Origin of the sequence: Phormidium yuhuli AB48, from assembly GCF_023983615.1 — a bacterium.
Classification (GTDB): Bacteria; Cyanobacteriota; Cyanobacteriia; order Cyanobacteriales; family Geitlerinemataceae; genus Sodalinema; species Sodalinema yuhuli.
On the sequence record NZ_CP098611.1, the window covers coordinates 1,084,116 to 1,109,105 of the forward strand.

Genomic DNA, 24,990 nt, shown 5'->3' on the forward strand with positions numbered 1-24,990 from the left:
AGGTTTTCTCGGCCAACTCCGTCAGCCCAACTCAGAGCCAACTAATAGGCATCTTGAATCTCGTAGAAATCGGGAGAAATGTAATCTTTCCGTAGGGGGAAACCTACCCAGTCTTCCGGCATCAACAGACGCTTCAAGTTAGGGTGTCCGTCATAATGGATGCCGAACATATCGTAGGATTCCCGTTCTTGCCAATCCGCCCCTTTCCAAATCCAATAGACAGAGGGGACTTTCGGCTCATCCCGGGGCAAAAAGACCTTCAGGCGGACTTCTTCAGGTTTGCGTGCATCATCACTGACCTTAATCAAGTGATAGAAACTGACTAACGCCTGACCCGGTCCTGCATCATAGGCCCCTTGACATTGCAGGTAATTAAATCCGTAGGCGTATAAAGCCGTTGCAATGGGAATGAGTACTTCCGAGTCCACCTGGATGAGTTCTACTCCCAGATTATCGGCGTCGAGAGCGTCATTGGCAAAGCCATTCTCCGTCAACCATTTGGAGACAGGGCCCGCCGGAACGGGTTTAGCTTCAGGTTGTTCTTCGGCCGTATTGCCGTTTTTGGGGGACTCTTCAGCCACGGTCTGCCTCCTGTTTCTGAGCAGCTTGTTGTTGTGCAGATTGTAGGGCGGGGGGAACAGGCATTCCCATCGCTTCGGTGAGTTGCTTGGGCGGATTATGCCGAGCCTCACTGCGCATATATTGCCCCGTTAGGATGGGGTCAACGGGGTTGAGTTGGTGAGAGATGGTGTGGTAGCGGTGGGTTTGTTGGTGATTGCCCCGTTCAGAAAGGGACTGATTGGAGACTTTTTTCCGCAGTTTGACGATCGCATCGATAATCGCCTCAGGACGAGGGGGACAGCCGGGGATATAGACATCCACAGGAATCAACTTATCTACACCACGAACCGCCGTGGGGGAATCGACGCTAAACATTCCACCGGTGATGGTGCAAGCTCCCATGGCAATCACATATTTAGGAGCAGGCATCTGTTCATACAGCCGAACCACCGCCGGGGCCATTTTCATGGTGATGGTTCCGGCGGTAATCAGCAAATCGGCTTGACGGGGGCTGTTGCGGGGAACTAGACCAAACCGGTCAAAGTCGAAGCGAGAGCCAATCAAGGCGGCAAACTCGATAAAGCAACAGGCGGTTCCGTACATCATGGGCCAGAGACTTGACAAACGGGCCCAGTTATACAGGTCATCAACCGTTGTCAGAATCAGGTTTTCTGACAACTCTTGCGTCACTTGAGGACGCTCAACGGGATTAATAAGGGTGGGGGTGGAGAGATTATCACTCATGACCATTCCAATGCTCCTTTGCGCCAGGCGTACACGAGGGCAATGACGAGGATGCTGATGAAAATCAAGGCCTCGACGAATGCCAATAGTCCCAGGGTGTGGAACGCCACAGCCCAGGGGTAAAGAAAGACAGTTTCAACATCAAAGACCACGAAAACCAGGGCAAACATGTAGTAGCGGATGTTGAACTGAATCCAGGCGCCACCAATGGGTTCCATCCCTGATTCATAGGTGGTATTGGATTCAATACCCAGATTTTTGGGTCGTACCAGCTTCGAGACAGTCAGAGCCAGGATTGGCACTAGACTGCAAATGAGCAGGAAGCCTAGAAAATATTCGTAACCAGTGAGAACAAACACAGAGGCTAACGTCTTTACTTATATTTACATTAATGATAGTCGAGGGACCGGCAGATCTCAAATGGGATTGAGGGGTCTCGACCTTTGACCACCATGGAATTAGGTCTCCTTGCTACAAGAGTTTACCGGATTGTTTTCCAGGTGGTCAGGATTTACGGGGACTGGGGACTAGACCCTCGGCTGCACCAGACCCTTAAAACCCCATGGCTTGGGCCACTCGTTCGAGATCTGGCTCAATGCCTTGGCGCAGTTGGGTACTGCTATATTTGATGGCAGAATCGGGGTCTTTTAAGCCGTTGCCGGTGAGGACACAGACGATGGTGGCCCCAGTCGGGACACGATCGCGCAGTTTGAGGAGTCCAGCCACGGAGGCGGCACTAGCGGGTTCGCAAAAAATACCTTCCTGCCCCAGGAGACGGTAGGCCTGGAGAATTTCCTCATCGCTGACGGCGTTAAATTCCCCTTGGCTGGCTGTCTCCACCGCTAGGGCTTTTTCCCAGTTGGCGGGGTTGCCGATCCGAATGGCGGTGGCGACGGTATCGGGATGTTTGACTGGGGCCCCTTCGATGAGGGGGGCGGAACCGGCAGCCTGGAAGCCCATCATGTTAGGGAGGCGATCGCACCGTCCTAATTGTTGGTACTGACAGAATCCCATCCAATAGGCGGTGATATTACCGGCATTGCCCACAGGGATACAGAGCCAGTCGGGGGCATTCCCTAGGGCATCAACCACTTCAAAGGCAGCGGTTTTTTGTCCTTCCAGACGATAGGGGTTGACCGAGTTGACGACGGTGACGGGGTAGCTTTCTCCCAACTCCCGGACAATTTCTAGGGCCCGGTCAAAGTTTCCGTTAATGGCTAAGACTTCAGCGCCGTAAACCAGAGCCTGAGCGAGTTTCCCCAGAGCCACATAGCCGTCAGGGATGAGGACAAAGGCCCGTAATCCCCCTCGCTTGGCATAGGCAGCAGCGGCGGCGGAGGTGTTGCCGGTACTGGCGCAGATGACGGCTTTGGCTCCTTCTTCTTTGGCTTTGGAGATGGCTAGGGTCATGCCCCGGTCTTTGAAGCTTCCAGTGGGGTTCAATCCGTCGTATTTGACGAAGACCTCCACCTTTTTACCGATTTCAGCGGCAATGGTGGGGACTGGAATCAGGGGGGTGTTCCCTTCATGGAGGGTAATCACCGGAGTGGCATCGCTCACCGGCAAGTGGGGACGGTAGGCATTGATCAAACCGCGCCAGCCTCGCTGCTGTGGAGCGGTTTCGGGTTGAGGGGCGTTGGCGGTCGAAAAACTCAGCGTCACAATGGTTGTTGGCAAATAGGGGGGGCTGACCGAGCTGTTCGGCTAATTTTCAGCCTGGATCGGTCTTGGTTCTGAGTTGATTGTACCAAAATGGGGGCTGATGTGATGGGAGCGTTACACCGGGACTGGCGCTGGCCCCAGGGGGCTGACAGCCGATGAAAACTTGGGTGGAGTTCACAAAACTGCAACATTTGTTGCAACATTTCGTAATAGTTGCAGTAAAATGTTGCCCGAACCGCTTTAGGTACAAATTCTCAATCTCTTTTTAATATGGCAACTGTATCCAACAGCTCAACCCTCAAACCCTTGTCAGATCTGAAGTTATCCGTCTATCAAGCTGACCATCAAGTCAAGTATTTACACCTGCACGCCCAGCTCGACACCCTCATGATCGAGATTGAGACCCGTCGGAAACAGGGGTCTGTTCCCCAACCTCCTCAACCCTAAGCCAACTGGCCTCTCGTGCCAGGGGGGCGATCGCCCAGAACTCATAATGGCTTCTTTTAAAATCTCGCTATCATGAAGTTAAGTCCGCGCTCGCCAAGGGTGCGGGAACCGCAATCGCCCCCTTGGATCTTCTATGTCTTCCCTTCCCCAGCATCCCTCCCGAGGAGATTGTCCCTGTCCCCTCTGTGGTCGGGGTCAATTGTCCCCCCTCAGCCTCATGGAGGTGATCGGCTGTAATAACTGCGGCCATTTATTTGAGGTTCAGCACCAGGGCGATCGCATTTCCTTGAGGGCGATCGACCAATCCCCACCCCCCAACTGGCGTTGGACTGGACGCGGCTGGCAGCCCACGGGTCGCGAAGATGTCAAAATCAGTTTAGAAACTTGGATTGCTGCCATCTGCTTCACCCTAGTTCCTACGGCCATCGTTGCCACAGCCGCCTATGTTTTCCCACCCCTACCGGGGTCCGGCTGGAGTGCCTTTCCCCTGATTTGGACTGGGTTAACCTTTCTCTGTCATGGCTCCTGTGTCATCACCCTTTTAATGGAGTATTACCAAGTGCCTCTGCGGTCTTACTTCCGCCTGCGCTCCTTTCTCTAATCTTCTGGTCTGGACTATTCCTTAACCCCCGTTGCTGCAATCCCCTGGACAAACTGACGCTGGCCCAGCAAAAACAGGACAATCACCGGTAGGGAAGAAATGACGACCGCTGCCATCAAGACCGCCCAGTCACTGGTGAACTGTTCCTGAAACTCCGCCAGGGTTAACTGCACCGTTCGCAATTCTGGACGGGTGGTAAACACCAAGGGTTTAAACAAATCATTCCACTCACCGATAAAGGCGAACAAAAACAACGTCACCCAAGCCGGACGGGAGAGGGGAATCATAATATGGCGCAGGACCTGCCCGGCGGTGGCCCCATCCAGAATAGCCGCCTGCTCAATGGCTACCGGAATTGTCAAAAAATACTGTCGCATCAGGAAAATTCCAAAGCCACTGACCGCTGTAGGCAGAATCAACGCTCCATAAGTATTAAGTAAATTCCCCCACTTCAGGACCAAGAAAATGGGAATCACCAGCAACTGAAAGGGAATAGCCAACGTGGCTAGAATCAAAACGAGGATGGTCTTTCGTCCCCAGAATTGAAATCGAGCCAGAGCATACCCCGCCAGGGCAGCGGTCAGGGTTTGTATCAGAGTCACCCCCACGGCTACCAAGCTAGAATTAGCAAAGGCCAGCCAAAAATGACCTCGTATCCAGGCTTCTCGGTAACTTTGAGCCGTCCAGACTCCTCCCCAGTCTAAATTGGCCAGGGAACCCGCAGGAGCAAAGGCCGCACGCAGGACAATGACGAGGGGAAAGAGCATCATCCCGGCGCCAATGATTAAAAAAATCAAGATGAACCCCTGCCATTGATTAGCTTCAGCAATAGACGAGTTGGGGGACTCAGGGGGCAAAGCCTTAGCAGCCGGGGGATAAGGTCGATTAGGAAATTGGGGAGACATAAATCTAAAAGCAGCGGTAGAATGATCTTAGCTAGGAGTTGAGAGGAAAAAAACTGGTCAACTTCCGGTTAAACCTTGTAAAGTGATAGAAAGTTGTAACGACCTATTGAACAAGTTTAACCACCCAGGTTAAAAGTCAACGGTTCGGTGTTGTCTCGCCGGTCCATAAAATCAGGATGAGGAGATAGAAAACATATGCCGCAGTTAGAAGCGACCGCCACTCTGGATTATCAAAGCGACGTCTACAAAGACGCTTACAGCCGCATTAACGCCATTGTGATTGAAGGTGAACAGGAAGCCTTTGACAACTACATCCGCTTAGCGGACATGCTCCCAGAAAGTCAGGATGAACTCAAGTCCCTGGCGAAAATGGAGAAACGCCACAAAAAGGGCTTCCAGGCCTGTGGCCGTAACCTGAGCGTTGTCGCTGACATGGAATTTGCCCAGGAGTTTTTTAGCAAACTGCACCAGAACTTTAAGGTTGCCAGTGAGGCTAATGATGTTGTTACCTGTCTGGTCATTCAATCTCTGATCATCGAGTGCTTCGCCATTTCCGCTTACAATATTTATATTCCTCACGCGGATCCCTTTGCGCGTAAAATCACTGAAGGGGTTGTCAAGGATGAGTATCTTCATCTCAACTTTGGCGAAGAGTGGCTGAAAGCACATTTTGAAGAGTGCAAGGACCGAATTGATGCGGCCAATCGTGAGAATTTGCCCATCATTTGGGAGATGCTCAATGCTGTAGCCAAGGATGCTAAGGTCCTCAATATGGAGAAAGAGGAGCTGATTGAAGACTTCATGATTGCCTATGGGGAAGCCCTAAGCAACATTGGCTTCACCACTCGTGACATCATGAAAATGTCATCGTACGGCTTACGGGGTGCGGCTTAGAAGCGCTGCTCGGAGCCGCCACTATGACTCGGTTACCTGATGAACGAGGTGTAACCGCATTGTCGCAATCGCTCGTTTTTTCCAAAAAAAGCGGGCGGTTTTTTGTGTTTGAATCAGATTTAATTTGAGAAGGGGCGCTTTACATAGTATTGTAAAGGTTTATGAACGCTCTATTGTTACCGGATACCATATCGCAGCCTGAAATAAGGGTTGCTTGAGATTCTGCCCATGTTTGGTTTAATCGGTCACCTGACTAATTTGGAACACGCCCAGTCCGTTGCCCGGGACATGGGATATGACGGACTTGCGGATCAAGGACTTGACTTCTGGTGTGCTGCACCGCCGCAAACGGTGGATCACATCACCGTTACCAGCATCACGGGTCAAACGATTGAAGGTCGTTATGTCGAATCCTGTTTTCTGCCAGAGATGCTAGCGACGCGGCGGGTGAAGGCTGCAACCCGCAAGATTATTAACGCCATGGCTCATGCTCAGAAGATTGGCCTAGACATCACGGCGTTGGGTGGCTTTTCCTCCATTGTTTTTGAGAATTTTAATCTCAATCAAATTGAGCGGATTCGCAATATTACCCTAGATTTTCAACGGTTCACCACCGGCAACACTCACACGGCCTATATTATTGCCCGTCAGGTAGAACAAGCCAGCAGCCAGTTGGGGATTGAGTTATCTCAGGCGACGGTGGCGGTCTGTGGAGCAACGGGCGATATTGGGAGTGCGGTCTGTCGCTGGTTGGATGCTCGTACGGATGTGGCGGAGTTGTTGCTGATTGCCCGCGATCGCCAACGCTTGGAGGATCTACAAGGGGAACTGGGACGGGGTAAAGTCATGGGGCTAGAGGAGGCTCTGCCTAAAGCCGATATTATTGTCTGGGTGGCCAGTATGCCCAAGGGACTGGTGATTGATCCGACGACCCTGAAAAAACCTTGTTTACTGGTGGATGGGGGCTATCCCAAGAATCTCGATACCAAAGTGCAAGATCCCGGTGTGGTGGTTCTTAAAGGTGGCATCGTTGAACATGCCCTGGACATCAACTGGCGTATCATGAAGTTGGTCAACATGGATGTGCCAGCACGTCAGATGTTTGCCTGCTTTGCGGAGTCCATGTTGTTGGAGTTTGAGAAGTGGTACACCAATTTTTCCTGGGGACGGAACCAAATTACCGTTGAGAAGATGGAGAAAATTGGTGAAGTCTCCCTCAAACATGGGTTCAAACCCCTATTGTCCTAGCTAAGACAGGGCCATCGCCCAAGTCCCCAGGCCCCCTATGTTCCCCTTATTCCCCCCAGAGACGTTGATTCTGAACCTATGCTCTTAGATTTCGAGAAACCCCTCGTTGAGCTAGAAAAGCGCATCCAGCAAATTCGAGATATCGCTGAAGATACTGATGTTGATGTCTCCGACGAGATTCGTCAACTCGAAGATCGCGCTACGGAGTTACGCCAGGAGATTTTTAGTAATCTCTCACCGGCTCAACGGCTGCAACTGGCTCGCCATCCCCGTCGTCCCAGTACTTTGGATTATATTCAATCGATTGGTGATGAGTGGATTGAACTCCATGGCGATCGCGGGGGTTCGGATGATCCGGCTCTGGTGGGAGGAATTTCTCGTTTGGGGGGTATTCCGGTGGTGATGTTGGGCCATCAGAAGGGCCGGGATACGAAGGATAATGTTCGTCGTAATTTTGGCATGGCCTCCCCTGGGGGGTATCGTAAGGCGTTGCGCTTGATGGACCATGCGAATCGCTTTGGGATGCCCATTTTGACCTTTATTGATACGCCGGGGGCTTGGGCCGGGATTGAGGCGGAACATTTGGGCCAGGGAGAGGCGATCGCGGTCAACTTGCGGGAGATGTTTGGCTATGAGGTGCCGATTATCTGTACGGTGATTGGTGAAGGTGGCTCTGGGGGAGCTTTGGGGATTGGGGTGGGCGATCGCCTACTCATGTTTGAACATGCGGTGTATACCGTTGCGACTCCTGAGGCCTGTGCGGCGATTCTCTGGAAGGATGCGGCGAAGAGTCCCCAAGCGGCGGAAGCCCTGAAAATTACGGCCCAAGATTTGAAGAGTTTAGAGATTCTCGATCGCCTACTTCCTGAACCCGTCGGTGGGGTTCATAATCAGCCGGTGCAGGCCACGGAAATTCTGAAAACGGCCCTACTTGAAGAACTCCAGAGCCTCTTAGAGTTATCGCCTCAGGAACGCCAGCAACTCCGCTATGAGAAGTTCCGCCGTATGGGGGTGTTTCTGGAAGGGTAACCTCTAATCTCAATGCTGATTGTGACCGCTCAGTCTACTATCGTGCGATCGCGATCGCAGTCAATCACGACAACGATCGCCTAAGTCGGGCCGGATCTACGGCATACTGAAGAAGCCGGGTTCTAGTTATCTAAACGATCCATGCTACCCAAGGTCCAACTATTGCCGGGGGCAATCTCGGAAATCTTAGTGTCCGTCCGGGAAACGGGAGTTCTAACCCGCTCTGATTGTTATGGACTCATGGCGGCATCCCTGGATGATTCGGTGACGGAACAGGATCGCCGTTCCATCAACCGTTTAATTCGTTCGGTATGCCGGGGTAAGGTCCAAATGATCGACGATCTCACCCCTCGCTCCTAGCTCCAGCGGAGGTTGCTGATCTCCTTAGTCCCTCACGCCTGACGTATTTATGACGGCCGCCACTTGGATTACCGTCTCACGGCTCTTTGTGATTCCGATTTTTCTCTATGTTGTCCAGAATCCCAGTTCGGGCGATCGCTGGTTGGCTCTGGGCTTATTTCTCGTCGCCGCCCTCACGGATTGGCTAGATGGCTATGTGGCCCGCCGCTTCAACCAGGTCACTGATCTAGGCAAGTTTCTCGATCCCCTGGTGGACAAACTGCTGATTTTTGCCCCCCTGCTGGTTCTCATTGAATGGGGAACGCTACCGGCCTGGGGGGTGTTTTTGGTGTTGACGCGAGAACTCACCATCGCCGGTTGGCGCGTCAATCAGTCCAAGATTTCCGGGGCGAATCTCTGGGGAAAAGCCAAAACCGTCAGTCAGATTGTCGCCATTAGTCTGTTGTTGGCCCCTCTCCCGGAACCTTGGCCGCAAGTGGGAGTGATTAGTTTTTGGGCCGCCGTGGCCCTAACTGTGATATCTGGGGTAATTTATCTCATTCCTCCAAGACAGACGGAGTCGGAATCTCTGTCTGAATCTTAGGGCGATCGCAGACAGTCGGCGTCCACGACCCGAAACAGGCCATCATCAAAGCGGGTACAGGAGCGTTCCCCGGCGACTAGGGCGGGGACTTGACCTTGCTCAAGTTGCTGTTGGATTGTTTGGCTAATCTGGGGATAGGAGCGTCTCCACCAGGAGCGTTCCAGATAGTCCGGTTCAAAGGCCCCCCGTTCGATGACGAGAAAATCGATGGCTTCTTCGGTTAAGAATTGTTGAAGTTGCTTGACATCTGGGCTGTAGTGGGCATCCATGAGGGCGATCGCCCGGCGGCGTATTTCTTGGTGATAGGTGCGATGGAAGGGGAGGGCGTATTCATAGCCCACATAGAGCGATCGCCGGCTAAAGGTGGGGAGTTGATTGGCTTCTAGGGCCAGGGAAGCGATGCGAGTCTCCGGAGGTTGGGCTTGCAGAAATTCATAGAGAGCCGGATGATTGCCCACAATCAGGTTGGTGCGTGGGTAATTGCCCAGTCCCTGGGGATAGATGAGTAAATAGCTGAGGATTAGCCCTAGGGATAAGTAGCACAAAACCGCACTTTTGTCAAGGATGAACTGCACTATTAAGACGAGGGCGATCGCCGCTCCCAGAGCAAAGACGACTCGGAGACTATGTTGGCTATAGCGACTGGGGAGATGGAGACGAAAGGCCAGGTCATGGGCCAGGAAGAACAGGCCCAACCCCGACAGCAGCAGAGCCTGCAAGAGGGGCAGAGGGGGGATGGGCCGACGATGGGGGAGAAAAGGTAAGAGGAGGGCACTACAGAGGAGGGGGGGGTCAAGGGGCGGTTGCAGGCCCGTGCGTCCTCCCCAGAGCCAAAAGCGTCCCCAATCTTCAGCAAAATAGGCCGTCCGTCCCCGAGGCTGAAACTCCGGTAGGGTTTGGGCTTGGGCTAAGGTGACCGTGGGGCCAAACTCCGAAGATTGCAGGAGATAGGGTAACAGCATTAAGACAATGAGTCCGACTCCCAGGAGAGTCCAAAGCCAGGGAAAGTGATTCTGGAGGCTGAGGAGGAGCAAGACTCCCGCCGCCACCAGGAGATAGGGGGGATAGAAGCCACCTAAGCCGAGGAGTGCCAGGAGTAGTAAGAGGGGCCGACGAGCGGCGATCGCATAGAGAACTGTCAGCAGCAGGGGACTGAGGAAGGCCCGGGGGGTGGCGGAGACGAGATCATCCCGCATCCAGAGATTTTGCACATAGAGGCTACTGGCCAGGAAGGCGGCGAAGGGGATCGGGACCAGGCGTAGAGTCAGGTGGAAGGCCATGACCGTGGTGAACAGAGCCAGAAGCGGCGGGAGAATGCGGGCCAGGGCCAGAGGATCGACTCCCAGTTGGGCGAAACTCCAATAGAAGGCGCGATAGCCTGGGGGGGCGAGGGATTGGAAGTAATCGGCGATGAGATCGTTGGGAAACAGGCCCCCATCCAGGAAGCGTCGCATCCAGAAGAGATGTTGACGAGCATCATTGGCGACAAGATAGCCCGGTTGCAGGGTTTGCTGGAGAACCGGGAGGGCGTAACTGGCCGACAGGAGCAAACTCAGGGCCAGCCAGAGGCGGCTGACGTTGGGGGAGGGGTTGGGGTTGAGAAACAGGCGTTGTAGAGGTAGGCGATGCACGATGACAATGAATCCTTGAGAGCGGAGTCTGCTCCCTCAATCAGTAGTGATAGCGAAGCTGAGCAATCATAAGCTCGTCTGGGGTGACTTTGTACACCATTCGCTGTTCAGCGGTGATTCGTCGAGACCAATATCCGGCAAGATTATGTTTGAGTGGCTCAGGTTTACCAATCCCCTCGAAAGGCGTGCGATGAATCTCTTTAATCAGTTGGTTCACCCGACGCAGGATTTTTTTGTCCATTTTTTGCCAGTAGAGGTAATCATCCCAGGCTGACTCAGAAAACGTCGTCTTCATTCCAAAAGTTCTCGTTCCTGGCCGCCACCTTGTTCAAGTTCTGCAATAGACTCTAAGAGACGGCGGGCGTTGGCTGGACTACGCAACAGGTAGGCGGTTTCTTGCAAGGCTTCGTAATCCTCTAGGGACATCATCACCACCGAAGCCGCTTTATTTCGGGTGATGATGACGGGGGAGTGATCCTCACAGACTTGCTGCATTGTTTTGGCTAGATTCCTTCTAGCGGCGGTGTAGCTGAGGGCATCCATTGGCGCTTTCCTGTACGATATACGGGTCATGTACAATATATCGTACTGATATAAATGACACAAGGATGGATGACAGCGGGAGTTTGCCAAAACATCGGCTAGGTTGGAGATTTCTTGGTGTTTACTGGGATTCCTGAAGGTTCACCCGTCGATACATCTCGGCCAGGGAAATCCGAAACTCTATGGATCGTAACTGAATCTCGTCCTCAAGATTTCGATACTCCGTCAACAACCATTGATTCTCAGAGGTTTTAGAAAAGTATTTCACCTGGTATTGGTACTGACAGATGAGGAGATCGTCGCGAACTTGAGGCCGCGATCGATACGCATCAAATTTGTCTCCCTGGTCGTAATTGCGGGTTGAGTTCGACAGGACTTCGACAATCAAAGTGGGATTCATAACTGCCGTGGTTCCTGTTCCCTGATACATCGGTTGACCTTCAATCACCATGACATCGGGATAGGTGTACTGTCGATAGGCAGGAATCCAGAGTTTAACATCTCCCAAATAGACCTCGTAGTCGATGTCACCAATACTGAGGGGAAATTGGCGGCAAAAATTCAACGCGATTTTGTTGTGGTTGGTGGTTTCCCCGGCTATGGGTATGATTTCTCTGTCTCGATATTCATGTTTATCTTGATAATTTTCTTCCAGTTTGAGGTAGTCTTGAGGAGTGTAATATTGGGTTTTTGTTTTCATGATAGAATCTGCTTGATTTTTAAGTCTATTCGTCAAGACGGCCGAATCGGGAGAGGGGGGCGATTCTCAGCAAAACTTGGGCCTGGATGCGAGGTCGGGAAACAATTTCAGCAAACCCCTCCAACTCCTCAACCTCGTGATTGTCCCCCACCACGAAGTATTCATCCGCCCCGAGGGTGAAGGAATCTCGCTCATAGCCAGGGGGAAGGGGGAGGCTGTCCAGGGGGCGATGGTTAATCCACGCCTGTCCCTGACGAATTTCTACGGTTTCGTGAGGGAGGCCGAGAATGCGGCGACTGTAAACTTGCTCTTCAGCATTAGCTGAGGTGTTAGGACTTTTAAAAATAATGATATCTCCCCGTTTAAGAGTGCGATCGCCATAGGTGATGTCATCAGTTAAAACCTGGTCTTGAACCTCTAATGTGGGCGACATCATCATCGCCGTATCCAGCGCCACGGTTTGGATATTTCGGGTGAATAGCAGCCAGCCTAGAAACAGCATGACCGCAAGAGTCCAATTGAGCCAAGGGCGGGAAGGAGCAGCAAGAGCCAGTTGGAGGCGCTCCGTGTCTTCTCCAGCAAAATGTTCCCGTAGCAGGTCATGATAGAAGCGAAATCGTCCCCCCGACTGTTTCAGTAAATTCCGTTGACTGGCATAGTTTAAGAAGTGAGCATAGTTCCAAGGAATTGCCCGATTTTGGAAAAGAATCCAGCGCAGTAAAACATGTTGAAACACCGATTTTAGTCCTCCTAACATGGTTCCCGTAAATAATCCTATTCCTATGCTCCCGACAACGACTGCTCCTAGACTGCCAACCCTAGGCTCTTGTACCGCCCTTAACCACAAATAGTATATGAATGAAAATCCAACCATCCAGGCAAGTACACTCATCCCAGAGAAGATTATCGATTTTTTAAGAGATTCCCAAACTCCTTGATTGGGATAAGATCTTACTTTAAGTTTTGCTCTTAATGCGGAACTAATAATGAAGATCAGACCAAAAATTAATCCAAATACAAGTCCTCCAATTAGTCCATAATTTTTTCCATATGTCAATCTTCCAATTATCATGAAACCGAAAACAAATAAAGCAACATACTGAGTATATTTTTTTACATTTAACTTTAATAAAGAAAAATCAAAGGATTCTGTTAGATTAATATTGTTTTGATTGGAGCCAATTAGCAAAAAAATTGGCACGAAAATTAGCCCATAACTTAGCCCAAAATTCAACCATTGAGTCAACCCATAACTTAGCCCATAACGTAAGTCATAACTCAGGATTAAAATAAGTAGAGAAGTTGTTCCACCAATCAGCCATAAAATCAGCCATTCAATCAGCCTTGTCCCCCAATTAAACAAGCGTTTTTGTGTCGGAGTTTCCAACCAATCCGGCTGCATCTCCTCAATTAAGAACTCCGTCTGTCCTTGACGGCGGAGAATTTGAGCCAACCGTTGTAGATAGCGGCGACTCTCTTCCTCGGAATAGCCCAGATTGTCTTCCTGGGCCAGTTGTCGATGACTATAATCTTCAAATAGCCGATGACGACAAGCCGCTTCCCCCGCCGAAGCGGGACAATCTGGGACAAGGGGGGCGGGATAAGCCTGGGGCATCAAATCCAATAATAAGGGGGTTTTGGCTAACTTGAGCCATCCCTTCGGACTCGCGTTTAAGACGGGCCAAAGATGACTCGCTTCGCGGTGATGTAAATAGTTTTTAATGGCGTTCTTGTCGAGGGGTTTTAGCTCAACGGCTGTTCTCAGACGGAGGTTTTCTGGACAATCTTTATACTCCCGGGCCCGAGAACAAATAACTAAGCCGAAATGTTGCTCTTTTTTATCCTCCTGCATGGCATTAACGGCCAAAATCGCTTCCGCCATGAAGTTCTGGAGTTCATCCAATCCATCCAAGAGGGGTAAGATGCGATTCCGATGAAGCAAATCTTGGCTAAGTTGAGGGTCTAAGCCATATTTAAGTTGCAACTGCTCCACCATCCAACGATTGAGAGTTCCCGCGTCAATGGCTTTTCGAGAGGGTCGCCAGTCAGACCATTCAAAGATAATGGGAATGGGGGCTTGAGGGTCTTTCTCGGCCCGTTGACAAAGGGTGTTCGCTAAACCCAGCAGTTCTGTCGTTTTCCCACTTCCCGGTTCTCCCAAAATCAAAAGTTGTTCTCTGACATCCTCTTGAACAAAGAGGTTGGAAATCGAAACATCCAGCAGTCGCGTATGGTTTTCAACCAGCAGTTGAATCGGGCGAAATACCCCAGAGGAGGCGCTGGAATGTTTAATGCCAGAACGAGGAATATGATACAGTTGGTCTAAGGCATCTTGGCGACGGTCTTCCACCTCTTTACTAATCCGTTCTAGTAGCTGCCGACGCAGTTCTGACTCCGCCTCCCGTTCTCGGGATTGTCCATAAAGCCGAAGCAAGTAGGCCAACGCTGGCAGAGCAAAGCCTCCACTTAGGCCCAAACTGGCATAGACTGAATTAGGCTGTGGCTCACCTTGACTCATCTCGACAGCATTGAGCCAAGCTCCCAGGAGACCTGCCAGCACCCCAATCCCAATGGCGGCTATTTTTTGCCCTCGGTGGCTGGGCCGTTCACCGTAAGCATTGATGGACAAGCCAGCAACAACGGCTAAAATCCCGCTGAGAATCCACTTGAGCAGGTTAAAGAGTTCCGGTGTCATGGGGACTGGGGAGAGAAAGGGGACATGACTGCATTATTGCTGATTTTGAGGATGATTGCAGCTAAGGGGAACGCGGCCTGGGTTCGGGGAAACCCATGAGTCTTCAACCCCTAGAAGGTGAGCTGTCTTGCCAGTCTGGTATAACTGAGGTATAACGAAAGAGCAAATCCTAGCATTGAAGTGGCGATGAAGACGGAAATTTCTATTCCGGATTCAGTGTTTGAACAAGCAAAAGCCCTGGCTCAACAGTTAGGGCGATCGCGCAGTGAGCTTTATAAGAAAGCGTTACAGGACTATCTAAAAAGATATAAGCGCGAGCAAATTTCCCTCAAGTTAAACCAAGTTTACCCCCGGGAGTCTTCTGGCGTTGCTCCAGTGATAGCAAAGATGCAGTTTTTATCATTTGATGGCATTTCAATTACGGAACGGCAATTAGACCGTTTAGAGCCGTTAATCAATAATCCTGAGATTGAACATCTCTTGTTTTTTCCCTTGTCAGGACGACCCAAGGACATGGTAGATAATATTTATTAATTAGTTCAAGATTTGTGAACGTTGCTTCAAGTATGATAAGACCAGAATAGAAGCGCTATGAAAATAATTATTTTGGGCAATGCTGGAGCAGGGAAAAGTACCCTAGCCAGGAGACTCCTTGCTAAGCAAACAGCCGCACGTTTATCGCTGGATGAAGTGGCATTCCACGGCGGCACGGAACGTAGAGTGTTACAAGATAGTTTGGCTGATGTGACGCATTTTATTGCTAATCATGAAAGCTGGATTATTGAAGGCTGTTACGCAGATATTATTGAGCCGATACTCCCCTATTGTGAAGAGCTAATTTTTCTCAACCCTGGAGTTGAAACCTGTATAGTACATTGCCGTGCCAGACCATGGGAACCGGAGAAATTCACCTCGAATCAGGAACAAGATGAAAATCTAGAAAATCTGGTCGAGTGGGTTCGCTCTTATGAGACTCGCACCGATGAATATGGACTTCGCCGTCATCGGATACTCTACGAATCTTTTCAGGGTCGGAAGCGTGAGTTCAAAGATCCTAGTCACTATGAATTGGTATAATAACTCGAGTAGACTCGCATCGACAGCGGCCCTCAGGATAACACACCTCGTAGGGTCAGAGATTGATCTGATGTCATGACTCCTCGTTCCACCTGATTGGGGGTCTCAATTTCGGAGGACAGCCGGTGTCTGGCCCTAAACTGGGGTCGAATCCCAGAAACCGGGTTTATTGAACAATACCTTCGCCAATTTAATGGTCACTGGCCTCCTGCGAATGTTTATGGATACAACCCAGACTGGATAAACGTTGCAAAATCTGACCCAATAAAACTGGGTCAGGTTTTTCCTTAAGCAGTTTTATGCTTTCTTCCGCAAGACCTGTATTTTATGGCATCCTTTGGGTCTCTCTATTATGCCTCAATGAAGAACCTGATTCAGCTCCCGTTGAAGGTTCACTGCTAGATTCTGTATCTGTTGCAATAGGTCTCGACAGCGACCTGACGGGGTCTGTTGCTGGAGTCTTTCCAGGGTTGCCAAATCCAATTGAATCGAGTTTGCGGCGGAATGAGACCCCTCTCGCCACTGCTTTTCCTGTTCAAAGGCGCGACGGAAATTCACTTTACTGATGTCTAATCCTTGCCGTAGTTCTGTCTGTCCCGCTTCAACTGAAGCACGAGTCCCTAAGCTTTCCTGTAACCGAGTGAACTCGTCGATAATTTGATTATGGTCTTTCACTTTATTGGCTAGGAGGCTTAAGCCAGGATAGGTTTCTTGAAACTTGAGTTGGAGGCGATCGCGTTCGATTTGAGATGACTTAATTAACTGATGTTTGATAAACCCAAGAGGGGTCAGACCTAAAGCAATATAAGCGACTCCTACTAGCACAAAATTGACGTCAAGGATGTCAGGAAAGATATCAATGACAATGTTATGGATTTCCGGAATTAAGAAAAAGAGAAGCATCCACCAAGCGACCAGCAAATTGGTCGGCAACTTTTCTTGACTCGCTAACTGCTTAAGCTCTTGCTGATGCTGGGCGAAAATTCCTTGAGACCAGTCGCTTAGCTCTTGGGGGCTGATGCGGAGGTGGGTGACTTGTTTTGACATCATGGCTCAATCCCTGGGAATAATTAGGGGTTTAATATCTGCCTGAGTAGATATACTCAGCCTAGCCTCCCCCTTAGAAGGATCGCCCCTGATGTTGTAAGTCTTAACCTTGGGAATAGCACCCACGAGACGATGATTAAGAATTACGACTCGTCGTCACCTGGCTCGACTGGGTTCTCGGTGGAAGGGGATTTGTCCTTCTCTGTATTAATACGGTTCGGACGATGTTCTTTAATCCATCCCTTTGTCCATCTCCAGGCTCCCCAGGAACAACAGAAACTCAAGCCTAAAACTAGGATAAATAACAACAGTCCGGGAAGGGTTGGGCTATCTTCCTCTCCCCCGGGTAACTGGAGTCTCTCCGTAATTAAGGTTGAGCTTGAGGCGACGATCGCCCCCGCTGCAATCCCTACCCCAATTGACTGGATTTAATTCTGTCCTAGTTAGTGGTCGAGACACATTGGTTTAGATCATACTATTATTTACATAACCCTTAAACAAAATAGATTGTCTAAACCATTTCTTTGTCTATGTTACTGCGTTAGATGAACAGTAGTGGCGAATTGCGGCAGAAGCGTTGACTGTCCTTACTAGACTTCAAAACCGATGTTGATCACTTCTAACCCAAAATGACACTCAAATAGTTGAAATCATCTACCAATTGTTAGGTTCCTATCTTTTTACAGCAACTGTGGTTACAGAATGATGCTTACTTAAACTTAAAAAATGAACCAGGATTATAATCAAATAAAAACCGGTGATGTTGTTGACATGAGGCTTAAAGAGATACGGGCTAGAGTTGAGGAGTTACTTAAAGCCTGGAATGAAAATTTTAATGATGAAGACAAAAAAGTAAAAGAATCTTTAGAGTTGGTAATTCAAAGTATAGACAACTGGCTCAAAGAAGCGTCCAAAGCAGATGAAGAAGTAAATCGTCAAATCTATTACAATGAGGACAACCCATTTGATTGATATCAAGTTTTTTGCATGTAAAATCATCAAGTAAGGCAAGCAGCTCTTCGCCTCTACCGTTTAGTCTGCCATGCAATAAATTTCACCCAACATCCTGAAAAACCGAGAATCTGTTTAACCTAATTTGTTTAACCTATAGAGTGTTTATGAGTTCCTTCAAAAAAGCTTCTATCAATCCTGACTCTCTTATCCCTAGTGGCTGATATTTTAGATCTTCAGAGATAAGAGGCATATTAGAAACTAGAAACTTCAGCACTTTGTCAGAACATATTGCAGGCAAGATATTTTCCGAAGGGACTTTAGAAACTTTGGTCATCATGAACTCAAATGCCAATCTATAATGACCCGGTGAAATGCTACTTGCTTTTCCATGATTAGGTCCTAACATTGGCTTAATTGCCATTCTTCCATTGTTTTCTAACTTCTTAAGAAGCCCATTCATATAACCTGAAACTCCCTTCTTAAAGTTAGCCAAGTAGTCTTCATCTTAGGAACATTTGGGAATGCCACCCCAGCGAATTTCCTCAAGAATTGCAATGCATTCAGCTTGATTCAACTTCATCTTAAAACCCAGAACTCTGAGTTTCAAGATGCAGTAAAAAAACTTAATGATTTATTTTTAGGTTTTTAGATTGTTGTGCAATAATCTAATCTGCTGGTCTAAAATGCCTCGGCAGATTGTGATACTACATGCCAATTTAAGCTAAACAGTTATTGAGCGATAATTTAGTCAAAACCCGCTCCAACAGGGAAAACTTGGCAGAATTATCACTGTTGAATCTCGACGTTTACCGTCATGATGGCTTGATATGGGCCCGAGTCCTGAAGGGTTTACCTCTCATCAACGAGGCTATCCCCTCCTCACGATACGGCAAATTCCCCCAAATGTCGCCATTGGGGAGGATGATAGGCGAGGACAATCTCCTCCTTGGGGATTCCCCGGTCAACCAATTCATTGGCAACTCCCACCTCGGTTCCATCATATTGAATCCAAATTTTATCATTGAGGATATCTATATGAATTAGAGGCCCAAATATCCGGTCAGAGCGATTCCACCCGGCGTGAAAGACCTGATAATGGTCATGAACGGGGTCGGCAAAATAGTACACTTCAATGTCACCCAAACTGGGTTTATCCAGGCTGTGGCGTTGGAGAAGGTCGGCAACAATTTGGCGATATTGGTCTAGTTTTGGTCTGCGGCTATCCATTGAACAATTACCTCTTGGCTGGGGTTAAACAAGAAAAAGGGATTTCCTAACCTGATGCGTTGCAGCGAGTTGTCAATCTTCGGTCAAGGTTTTACCTCCTCAGCCGCCGCAACACATCCTACCTAATCTAATCTAATTGAGGCGGTTGTAGGGGCGAAAAATCCCCTCCTGGGAGGGGTAGGGGTGGGTTCCCCTACAATTTGCTATCCCAGGCAACAAATCCTCCAGAAAACCCCAGTCATTCCACCCATCCTGGAGGATTGCCATTCAATTCTCCCTAACCTCCTGCCAAAACCATGACTCAAAGTGATACCATACCCACACCGACACCCCCCTCTCTGCTGTGACTCAGTCCTTTCAACATCTCCAGGCCCAACTGTACGCTCTCTCTCGCCAAGATATCCTCCCCCATTGGCGACAATCTCGGGAATCTCCCCTCAATCCCCAAACCGAGTCCAGTTGGCAACCGGTGCAACTCAATGACCGGGGTCATCTTCCCTGGGGTCGGGGACATCAAGGACTCTGGTTGAGTCAAACTCTCGTCATTCCTGACTCTCTCCAGGGCATTTCTCTGGACTCCTATCGCCTCTATCTCTCTCTACGCTGGTGGGCGGATTTGGCAGAGTTTTATGTTAATGGTGAACTTCGGCATACGGGAGATTTGTTTGACTGTTTTGGTCGCATTCTTCTCCAAGACTCCCTGCAACCGGGACAGGTCATTCATCTCAGTCTCTATCTCCTCAGTCCTCACCATGATGACGGCGCGTTGGTCACGTCGGAATTGGTCTATGAACGAGATGCCCCTGACCCCGGTTTCATTGCTGAGGAATTAGCCGTTTGTGCTAAGTTTTATCCCCAATTGCCCCAGTCGCCTCTCCCGGACTCCCTGCAATTGGATTTCTGCCAATTACCGCAACAGCCGCATCGCTTTTTAAATGACCTTAAAGACCTGCAAATTCATCTCGGACAGCACTATCCTCCCCCAGCGGGAACTCTCTATTTAATGGGTCATGCTCATTTAGATATGGCGTGGCTTTGGCCCGTCTCCGAGACTTGGACGGCGGCCCAACGCACCTTTGAGTCGGTGTTGAGCCTACAACGGCAATTCCCGGAGTTGATTTTCTCCCATTCGTCGGCGGCGTTGTATGATTGGATTGAACGGGAGCGACCGGATTTATTTGCTCAGATAAAAACTCAGGTCAAAGGGGGAGTTTGGGAAGTGGCGGCGGGACTCTGGGTGGAACCGGAGTTGAATCTCATTTCTGGGGAGTCGATTGTGCGACAACTTCTCTATGGCCAAGGCTATGTGCGGGAGACGTTTCAGCAGACGGTGCGGGTGGCTTGGCTTCCCGATAGTTTTGGCTTTTGTTGGCAACTTCCTCAATTGCTGAAACTGGGGGGGATTGACTATTTTGTGACCCAGAAACTGCGCTGGAATGATACCACAACTTTTCCTCATCAACTCTTTTGGTGGGAAAGTCCTGATGGCAGTCGGGTGTTGAGTTTGATGTCGGCACCGATTGGCCAAGGAATTGAACCGGAGGCCATGGCCGAGTATTGGTCAAGTTGGCAGGAAAATACGGGGTTGCAGGATGGCTTATGGTTGCCGGGGGTGGGAGACCATGGGGGGGGACCGACTCGTGATATGCTGGAGGTGGCTCGACGTTGGCAAGGGTCGGCCCTGTTTCCTAAGTTGACCTTTACGTCGGCGACGGGGTATCTGGAACAGGTGGAACGTCAGCTAGGGACTGATGGCCCGGTTTGGCGGGATGAACTCTATTTGGAGTTTCATCGCGGTTGCTATACGACGCAGGGCGATCGCAAACTTGCTAATCGTCAAGGAGAACGGTTACTCTATCAGGCAGAGTTGTTCGCCTCGTTGGCCAGTCTCACCACTGGGGTAGACTATCCCCAGGCGGCGTTGGAACAGGCCTGGAAGGGACTTCTGTTTAATCAGTTCCACGATATTCTCCCCGGTTCGACGATTCCCCAGGTGTTGGAGGAGGCGAATCAGGTGAGTGCGGCGGGATTGCCTCAGGCCCAGGGGATTCGTGATGAGGCGATAACGCAGCTATTGCAACACCTCCCCCCAGGGACACCGCCTTACCCGGAGGCGATTCTGGTGTCCGTGGTCAATTCTCTCACTTGGGGGCGATCGCACCTCGTTAGTCTTCCTCTCCCCTCGCCTCACCCCCATTGGCGGATTTGCAGCTTCTCCGGTGAACCTCTCCCCAGTCAACGGTTTCAGGATGAACTCCGGTTTTTGGCCCAGGATGTCCCCGGTGTGGGATGTCGCCGTTATTGGCTCTACCTAGACCCAGATGCTCCCCAGGATAACCTATCCTACCACACAACTCGCGCCCCTGTCCTGGAAAACGCCAATTTGCGGGTCACAATTGACGAGGAAACTGGCAGTATCCGGGAGATTTATAACAAACAAACTCAGCAGCAAGTCCTCAATCTTTTGGGGGGCAATTGTTTAGAAGCATACTCGGATAAAGGACAATATTGGGATGCGTGGAATATCGACCCCAACTATGAACAACATCCTCTCCCCCCGGCGAGGTTGGAGGAGTTCACCTGGGTGGAATGGGGAGCGTTGCGTCAACGGCTGCGGGTGGTGCGTCGCTTGGGAAACTCTCGCATTTGCCAAGACTATATTTTAGATAAACAGGCCTCTCTCCTGGTCATTGAGAGTGACATCGATTGGCGGGAACAGCAGGTGCTTCTCAAAACTGCGTTTCATGTTCCTTTTACAGCGGAGATGGCAACTTATGAAATTCCCTGTGGGGCGATCGCCCGACCCACAACTCCCCAAACTCCCGCTGAAGCCGCAAAATGGGAAGTTCCCGCCCTGCAATGGGCCGATTTAGCCGCCGAGCATCAGGGAATCAGTCTCATTCAAGATTGCAAACATGGCTATGATGCCAAAGCCAATCAACTCCGTCTGACGCTCCTGCGTAGTCCTCAATGGCCCAATCCCAACGCCGACCAAGGCCCGCATCAGATGACCTACGCCATTTTCCCCCATAGCGGCGATTGGAAACAGGGTCAAACCGTGCAACGAGCCTATGAACTCAATCAGCCGCTGCTCCTGTATACCCATGATACCCCCTTGGCGGGCGATCGCCCCAGTCCCTCCTGCCAGCAATGGCTATCCCTGACACCGCAAAATCTCATTCTCATGGCCTTAAAACAATCTGAACGTCACAAGAACCATTGGATCATTCGGGTTTATGATAGTCAGGGAGAAACCAGCCAGCTTGACTTGGGAGGTTGGGTCAACTCCATGACTTACCAGCGGGTGAATCTCTTAGAAGACGATTGGCAAGGTGATGAAACGATCGCATCCTGGCAAGTTGCCAGCTTCCGCTTAACCGCCATAGATTCGGTGATTCCCCCCCTGACTAACCCAGAAAATGGGAGTTAACAGGTTCTCCGTTAAGTCTGAAGTTTCATTACCAAAAGGTTCCCAACCTGAAGCCGGTGCTGCATACTCAATCCGTCATCTGTTGCAATCCCTGAGGACAACCTTCTGTGAACAAACACAAACGAATTGGTATATTAACCAGTGGCGGGGACTGTGCCGGCTTAAATGCGGCCATTCGCGGCGTGGTTCGCTGTGCCAATCAACAGGGTTGGGAGGTTTTAGGCATTTGCCAAGCCACCAATGGGTTAATGGCCGACCCCCCCAACGCCATCCCTTTGACCGTCGCCAACGTTGACCCCATTCTCACCCGAGGGGGAACCATCTTAGGAACCACCAATAAAGGTAATCCCTTCGCCTTTAAATTTCCCGATGGAACCGTGGGCGATCGCAGCCAAGACATCATCAACGGCTATTATAAACTGGGGCTTGACGTTCTGATTGGCATTGGCGGCGATGGCAGTTTAGCCATCTTGCACCGTCTCGCCAAACAAGGAAAATTCAACTTTATCGGCATTCCCAAAACCATCGACAATGACGTTGGCATCACCGAACGGTCGATTGGCTTCGACACCGCCGTCACCATCGCCACCGAAGCCTTAGACCGACTTCATTTCACCGCCGCCAGTCACAACCGGGTCATCATCTTAGAAGTCATGGGACGAGACGCCGGTCATATTGCCTTAAACGCCGGAATTGCGGGTGGGGCCGATGTCATTTTAATTCCCGAAATTAACTATAAACTGGAAAACATCTGCAACGCCATCCAAGAGCGACAAAAACGGGGTCAACACTACACCCTGGTCATTGTCTCCGAAGCCGTCTGTACCGAAGCCGGGGAAAACATGACCAAAATGGAACAATTCGGTCAATGTCGTTTTGGGGGAATTGGTCAATACCTCTCCGACAAAATTGGCGAAGCCACCGGTGCCGAAAGCCGCGTCACCGTCTTAGGCCATGTCCAGCGGGGTGGAATCTCCTCTCCCCATGACCGTTTATTGGCCTCCGCCTTTGGGGTTGCGGCCGTCGAGGCGATCGCCCGGGAGGAGTACGACGTTATGGTAACCTGGCAAAATCGGGAAGTTATCACCGTTCCCATCAGCGAAGCCATCAAAACCTATCGAGTGGTTGACCCAGAAGGAACCCTGGTCAAAACAGCACGCGGCTTAGGGATTTGTTTAGGCGACTAACCCTCAACAAGACACAGAGAACGTCATCCCTCAAGGCCCTCTGTGTCTCCGAGACGATTAACCCAAACTCTCCCAGACACCATGGCTGTGTACGACGACCGAGAAGCCTTCATCCCCTACCGTTTCAATGACCTCATTCAACTCTGTCTGCAAGACGGAGAACTTCCCCCAGACGACCAGCAAACCTTCCAAGACTTCGCACATCTTCTCTCCAACTACTATCACGTCAAGTTTCACCATTACGCCAGAGAAATTCTCGACAACTACGCGGCCTTCAATCCTGACCGAGACACCCACGCCATTTCCGAACCCACCGCCGCCGAACTTGAAGCCATGGACGAGCGAGTGGTCGAGAAATTTCGCCAAGTTCTCAAAGGGGCCAATTACATCGAACTCTCCGATGAGATGCTGCAACAGGCCCTCAACGAAAAACCCCTTGTTGACTTAAAAACCAACGTTGATTTTCAGGACTTCGACCGTTTTCTCTGTTTCTACCGAGGCGATATCTTTGAAACCGTCAAACTCAAGAAATGGGTCTTCTGGACTGAAGAACGGGAACTGGACATTTTGCAGCGAGTTGTGGTCTTAATTCGCTACAAAGGTCCCAAACACTTTGAACAGCGTAACATCGACCTCGATGAGATGAAGTTCATTCCCGGAAAAATGTATGTGTATCTGTATAAAAACGTCCCCAAATCCGACTTAGAACTCTTATTTCCCAACGTGCAGACCAGCATGACCCTAAAAGACCAACTCTTATTTGGCATTCCCGCCATTGGGGCCGCCATTCCCGCCATCTTAAGAGTGCTTCCCCAACTCTTGCTGGTCGTTAGCGTCATCCTATTTCTCACCATTGGTCCCCCAGACATTGACGAACTACAAGCCGACGAAGAAGACGTCCAGAATTTGCTTCCCGTCTTACTCGCCGTGGCTTCTCTCACCATGGCTTTAGGGGGATTAGCTTTCAAACAATATAGCCAGTATCAAAACAAACGCATCAAATTTCAGAAGAAAGTCACCGATACCCTGTTTTTCCGCAACATCGCCACTAACGCCAGTGTGTTTAGTAGTTTAATCAATGCTGCCCAAGACGAAGAATGTAAGGAAGTTATCTTAGTCTATTACCATCTTCTCACCCACCCCAAACCCCTAACTCCTGACCAACTCGACGATGAAATCGAACAATGGCTGGACTCTCATTTCGGCATTCAACTGGATTTTGACATCAAAACCCCTCTACGGAGTTTAGAAACCCTCCGAGGTGGGCCTGAGAATAAGCCTCTCCTGAGTTATGATGAGGACGGTCATTGTCAGGTGGTTCCCCTGGAGGAAGCGCAACAGATTATCGACTGGGTTTGGGACCGTATCTTTGATTATGCCAATTCCCTGTAGGGGCGAAAAATCTTTCGCCCCTACAATTGGGTTCCCCTCCTGGGAGGGGTTGGGGTGGGTTCCCCTCCTGGGA

General features: G+C 50.2%; 26 protein-coding genes. 13 read left to right on the forward strand and 13 right to left on the reverse strand.

Annotated features, from left to right (window positions below; translation table 11 throughout):
• Positions 1-41: 41 nt before the first annotated feature.
• From NEA10_RS04630 to thrC, 4 genes are all read right to left on the reverse strand, one after another.
• The gene (locus NEA10_RS04630) at positions 42-581 is read right to left on the reverse strand and encodes an NAD(P)H-quinone oxidoreductase subunit J (RefSeq protein WP_252664094.1); all 540 of its coding nucleotides are present in this window, start codon (positions 579-581) and stop codon (positions 42-44) included.
• Complete coding sequence (locus NEA10_RS04635; RefSeq protein ID WP_252664095.1) at positions 574-1,311, reverse strand: NADH dehydrogenase subunit K; 738 nt, start codon at positions 1,309-1,311, stop codon at positions 574-576. The genes NEA10_RS04630 and NEA10_RS04635 overlap by 8 nt, the downstream gene beginning before the upstream one ends.
• A complete protein-coding gene (gene ndhC / locus NEA10_RS04640) occupies positions 1,302-1,664 on the reverse strand; it encodes a photosynthetic/respiratory NAD(P)H-quinone oxidoreductase subunit C (RefSeq protein WP_252664096.1) in 363 nt (120 codons plus the stop codon). Before ndhC ends, NEA10_RS04635 begins: the two co-directional genes overlap by 10 nt.
• 193 nt (positions 1,665-1,857) lie before the next feature.
• Positions 1,858-2,961: a threonine synthase gene (thrC, locus tag NEA10_RS04645; protein WP_374111893.1), complete on the reverse strand. Its 1,104-nt coding sequence runs from the start codon at positions 2,959-2,961 to the stop codon at positions 1,858-1,860.
• A gap of 276 nt (positions 2,962-3,237) precedes the next feature.
• Here thrC and NEA10_RS04650 point away from each other — a divergent pair, with 276 nt between their 5' ends.
• Positions 3,238-3,414: a hypothetical protein gene (locus NEA10_RS04650; RefSeq protein ID WP_252664097.1), complete on the forward strand. Its 177-nt coding sequence runs from the start codon at positions 3,238-3,240 to the stop codon at positions 3,412-3,414.
• A 133-nt stretch (positions 3,415-3,547) separates the two neighbouring features.
• Positions 3,548-4,015, forward strand: a complete 468-nt coding sequence (locus tag NEA10_RS04655) for a hypothetical protein (RefSeq protein ID WP_252664098.1) — start codon at positions 3,548-3,550, stop codon at positions 4,013-4,015.
• A 14-nt stretch (positions 4,016-4,029) separates the two neighbouring features.
• On the opposite strand, the gene NEA10_RS04660 is transcribed toward NEA10_RS04655, so the two are convergent.
• Positions 4,030-4,920 carry a carbohydrate ABC transporter permease gene (locus NEA10_RS04660; protein WP_374111849.1) on the reverse strand — a complete coding sequence of 297 codons (891 nt, stop codon included), beginning with the start codon at positions 4,918-4,920 and terminating at the stop codon, positions 4,030-4,032.
• Positions 4,921-5,115: 195 nt separating this feature from the next.
• On the opposite strand from NEA10_RS04660, the gene NEA10_RS04665 reads away from it, so the two are divergent.
• The 5 genes from NEA10_RS04665 to pgsA all read left to right on the forward strand — a co-directional run bounded on the left by NEA10_RS04665 (position 5,116) and on the right by pgsA (position 9,034).
• Positions 5,116-5,814, forward strand: coding sequence for an aldehyde oxygenase (deformylating) (locus tag NEA10_RS04665; protein ID WP_252664099.1), 699 nt, complete (start codon positions 5,116-5,118; stop codon positions 5,812-5,814).
• A gap of 228 nt (positions 5,815-6,042) precedes the next feature.
• On the forward strand, positions 6,043-7,062 hold the full coding sequence (locus tag NEA10_RS04670) for a long-chain acyl-[acyl-carrier-protein] reductase (protein ID WP_252664100.1): 1,020 nt from the start codon (positions 6,043-6,045) through the stop codon (positions 7,060-7,062).
• Positions 7,063-7,140: 78 nt separating this feature from the next.
• Positions 7,141-8,091, forward strand: coding sequence for an acetyl-CoA carboxylase carboxyl transferase subunit alpha (gene accA, locus NEA10_RS04675; RefSeq protein WP_252664101.1), 951 nt, complete (start codon positions 7,141-7,143; stop codon positions 8,089-8,091).
• Positions 8,092-8,232: 141 nt separating this feature from the next.
• Entirely contained in the window at positions 8,233-8,451 is a 219-nt protein-coding gene (locus NEA10_RS04680) for a hypothetical protein (RefSeq protein WP_252664102.1), read from the forward strand.
• Positions 8,452-8,500: 49 nt separating this feature from the next.
• A complete protein-coding gene (gene pgsA / locus NEA10_RS04685) occupies positions 8,501-9,034 on the forward strand; it encodes a CDP-diacylglycerol--glycerol-3-phosphate 3-phosphatidyltransferase (RefSeq protein ID WP_252664103.1) in 534 nt (177 codons plus the stop codon).
• Here the strand turns inward: pgsA and NEA10_RS04690 are convergent.
• The 5 genes from NEA10_RS04690 to lepB all read right to left on the reverse strand — a co-directional run bounded on the left by NEA10_RS04690 (position 9,031) and on the right by lepB (position 14,603).
• Positions 9,031-10,665 carry a hypothetical protein gene (locus NEA10_RS04690; RefSeq protein WP_252664104.1) on the reverse strand — a complete coding sequence of 545 codons (1,635 nt, stop codon included), beginning with the start codon at positions 10,663-10,665 and terminating at the stop codon, positions 9,031-9,033. The two genes, pgsA and NEA10_RS04690, sit on opposite strands and share 4 nt — an antisense overlap.
• A 40-nt stretch (positions 10,666-10,705) precedes the next feature.
• A complete protein-coding gene (locus tag NEA10_RS04695; RefSeq protein WP_252664105.1) occupies positions 10,706-10,960 on the reverse strand; it encodes a Txe/YoeB family addiction module toxin in 255 nt (84 codons plus the stop codon).
• Positions 10,957-11,208 (reverse strand): type II toxin-antitoxin system Phd/YefM family antitoxin, encoded by a 252-nt coding sequence (locus NEA10_RS04700; RefSeq protein WP_252664106.1) that lies wholly within the window; start codon positions 11,206-11,208, stop codon positions 10,957-10,959. The genes NEA10_RS04695 and NEA10_RS04700 overlap by 4 nt, the downstream gene beginning before the upstream one ends.
• A gap of 121 nt (positions 11,209-11,329) precedes the next feature.
• Positions 11,330-11,908 carry a Uma2 family endonuclease gene (locus NEA10_RS04705; RefSeq protein ID WP_252664107.1) on the reverse strand — a complete coding sequence of 193 codons (579 nt, stop codon included), beginning with the start codon at positions 11,906-11,908 and terminating at the stop codon, positions 11,330-11,332.
• A gap of 25 nt (positions 11,909-11,933) precedes the next feature.
• Complete coding sequence (gene lepB / locus NEA10_RS04710) at positions 11,934-14,603, reverse strand: signal peptidase I (protein ID WP_252664108.1); 2,670 nt, start codon at positions 14,601-14,603, stop codon at positions 11,934-11,936.
• Positions 14,604-14,789: 186 nt separating this feature from the next.
• Between lepB and NEA10_RS04715 the strand changes: the two genes are divergently transcribed.
• Positions 14,790-15,137, forward strand: a complete 348-nt coding sequence (locus NEA10_RS04715; protein ID WP_252664109.1) for a ribbon-helix-helix protein, CopG family — start codon at positions 14,790-14,792, stop codon at positions 15,135-15,137.
• Positions 15,138-15,194: 57 nt separating this feature from the next.
• Positions 15,195-15,680: a P-loop NTPase family protein gene (locus NEA10_RS04720; RefSeq protein ID WP_252664110.1), complete on the forward strand. Its 486-nt coding sequence runs from the start codon at positions 15,195-15,197 to the stop codon at positions 15,678-15,680.
• Positions 15,681-16,037: 357 nt separating this feature from the next.
• Here NEA10_RS04720 and NEA10_RS04725 read toward each other — a convergent pair whose 3' ends face one another.
• Positions 16,038-16,730, reverse strand: coding sequence for a hypothetical protein (locus NEA10_RS04725; RefSeq protein WP_252664111.1), 693 nt, complete (start codon positions 16,728-16,730; stop codon positions 16,038-16,040).
• 723 nt (positions 16,731-17,453) lie between these two features.
• Here NEA10_RS04725 and NEA10_RS04730 point away from each other — a divergent pair.
• Complete coding sequence (locus NEA10_RS04730; RefSeq protein WP_252664112.1) at positions 17,454-17,699, forward strand: hypothetical protein; 246 nt, start codon at positions 17,454-17,456, stop codon at positions 17,697-17,699.
• A 133-nt stretch (positions 17,700-17,832) separates the two neighbouring features.
• Here NEA10_RS04730 and NEA10_RS04735 read toward each other — a convergent pair whose 3' ends face one another.
• Together NEA10_RS04735 and NEA10_RS04740 are read right to left on the reverse strand one after the other, a co-directional pair.
• Entirely contained in the window at positions 17,833-18,174 is a 342-nt protein-coding gene (locus NEA10_RS04735) for a hypothetical protein (RefSeq protein ID WP_252664113.1), read from the reverse strand.
• A 386-nt stretch (positions 18,175-18,560) separates the two neighbouring features.
• On the reverse strand, positions 18,561-18,908 hold the full coding sequence (locus tag NEA10_RS04740; RefSeq protein WP_252664114.1) for a XisI protein: 348 nt from the start codon (positions 18,906-18,908) through the stop codon (positions 18,561-18,563).
• 343 nt (positions 18,909-19,251) lie between these two features.
• On the opposite strand from NEA10_RS04740, the gene NEA10_RS04745 reads away from it, so the two are divergent.
• The 3 genes from NEA10_RS04745 to NEA10_RS04755 all read left to right on the forward strand — a co-directional run bounded on the left by NEA10_RS04745 (position 19,252) and on the right by NEA10_RS04755 (position 24,917).
• A complete protein-coding gene (locus NEA10_RS04745; RefSeq protein ID WP_252664115.1) occupies positions 19,252-22,338 on the forward strand; it encodes an alpha-mannosidase in 3,087 nt (1,028 codons plus the stop codon).
• Positions 22,339-22,445: 107 nt separating this feature from the next.
• Entirely contained in the window at positions 22,446-23,525 is a 1,080-nt protein-coding gene (locus tag NEA10_RS04750) for an ATP-dependent 6-phosphofructokinase (protein ID WP_252664116.1), read from the forward strand.
• 81 nt (positions 23,526-23,606) lie between these two features.
• A complete protein-coding gene (locus tag NEA10_RS04755) occupies positions 23,607-24,917 on the forward strand; it encodes a DUF3754 domain-containing protein (protein WP_252664117.1) in 1,311 nt (436 codons plus the stop codon).
• The last annotated feature ends 73 nt before the right edge of the window (positions 24,918-24,990 follow it).

Coding starts and splice junctions, on each gene's coding strand:
- NEA10_RS04680 (WP_252664102.1), top strand. CDS start 8,233: ATGCTACCCAAGGTCCAACTATTGCCGGGGGCAATCTCGGAAATCTTA.
- NEA10_RS04695 (WP_252664105.1), bottom strand. CDS start 10,960: ATGAAGACGACGTTTTCTGAGTCAGCCTGGGATGATTACCTCTACTGG.
- NEA10_RS04720 (WP_252664110.1), top strand. CDS start 15,195: ATGAAAATAATTATTTTGGGCAATGCTGGAGCAGGGAAAAGTACCCTA.
- NEA10_RS04700 (WP_252664106.1), bottom strand. CDS start 11,208: ATGGATGCCCTCAGCTACACCGCCGCTAGAAGGAATCTAGCCAAAACA.
- NEA10_RS04650 (WP_252664097.1), top strand. CDS start 3,238: ATGGCAACTGTATCCAACAGCTCAACCCTCAAACCCTTGTCAGATCTG.
- NEA10_RS04715 (WP_252664109.1), top strand. CDS start 14,790: ATGAAGACGGAAATTTCTATTCCGGATTCAGTGTTTGAACAAGCAAAA.
- lepB (WP_252664108.1), bottom strand. CDS start 14,603: ATGACACCGGAACTCTTTAACCTGCTCAAGTGGATTCTCAGCGGGATT.
- NEA10_RS04665 (WP_252664099.1), top strand. CDS start 5,116: ATGCCGCAGTTAGAAGCGACCGCCACTCTGGATTATCAAAGCGACGTC.
- NEA10_RS04730 (WP_252664112.1), top strand. CDS start 17,454: ATGAACCAGGATTATAATCAAATAAAAACCGGTGATGTTGTTGACATG.
- pgsA (WP_252664103.1), top strand. CDS start 8,501: ATGACGGCCGCCACTTGGATTACCGTCTCACGGCTCTTTGTGATTCCG.
- NEA10_RS04755 (WP_252664117.1), top strand. CDS start 23,607: ATGGCTGTGTACGACGACCGAGAAGCCTTCATCCCCTACCGTTTCAAT.
- NEA10_RS04655 (WP_252664098.1), top strand. CDS start 3,548: ATGTCTTCCCTTCCCCAGCATCCCTCCCGAGGAGATTGTCCCTGTCCC.
- NEA10_RS04705 (WP_252664107.1), bottom strand. CDS start 11,908: ATGAAAACAAAAACCCAATATTACACTCCTCAAGACTACCTCAAACTG.
- NEA10_RS04740 (WP_252664114.1), bottom strand. CDS start 18,908: ATGGATAGCCGCAGACCAAAACTAGACCAATATCGCCAAATTGTTGCC.
- NEA10_RS04660 (WP_374111849.1), bottom strand. CDS start 4,920: ATGTCTCCCCAATTTCCTAATCGACCTTATCCCCCGGCTGCTAAGGCT.
- accA (WP_252664101.1), top strand. CDS start 7,141: ATGCTCTTAGATTTCGAGAAACCCCTCGTTGAGCTAGAAAAGCGCATC.
- NEA10_RS04635 (WP_252664095.1), bottom strand. CDS start 1,311: ATGGTCATGAGTGATAATCTCTCCACCCCCACCCTTATTAATCCCGTT.
- NEA10_RS04670 (WP_252664100.1), top strand. CDS start 6,043: ATGTTTGGTTTAATCGGTCACCTGACTAATTTGGAACACGCCCAGTCC.
- NEA10_RS04725 (WP_252664111.1), bottom strand. CDS start 16,730: ATGATGTCAAAACAAGTCACCCACCTCCGCATCAGCCCCCAAGAGCTA.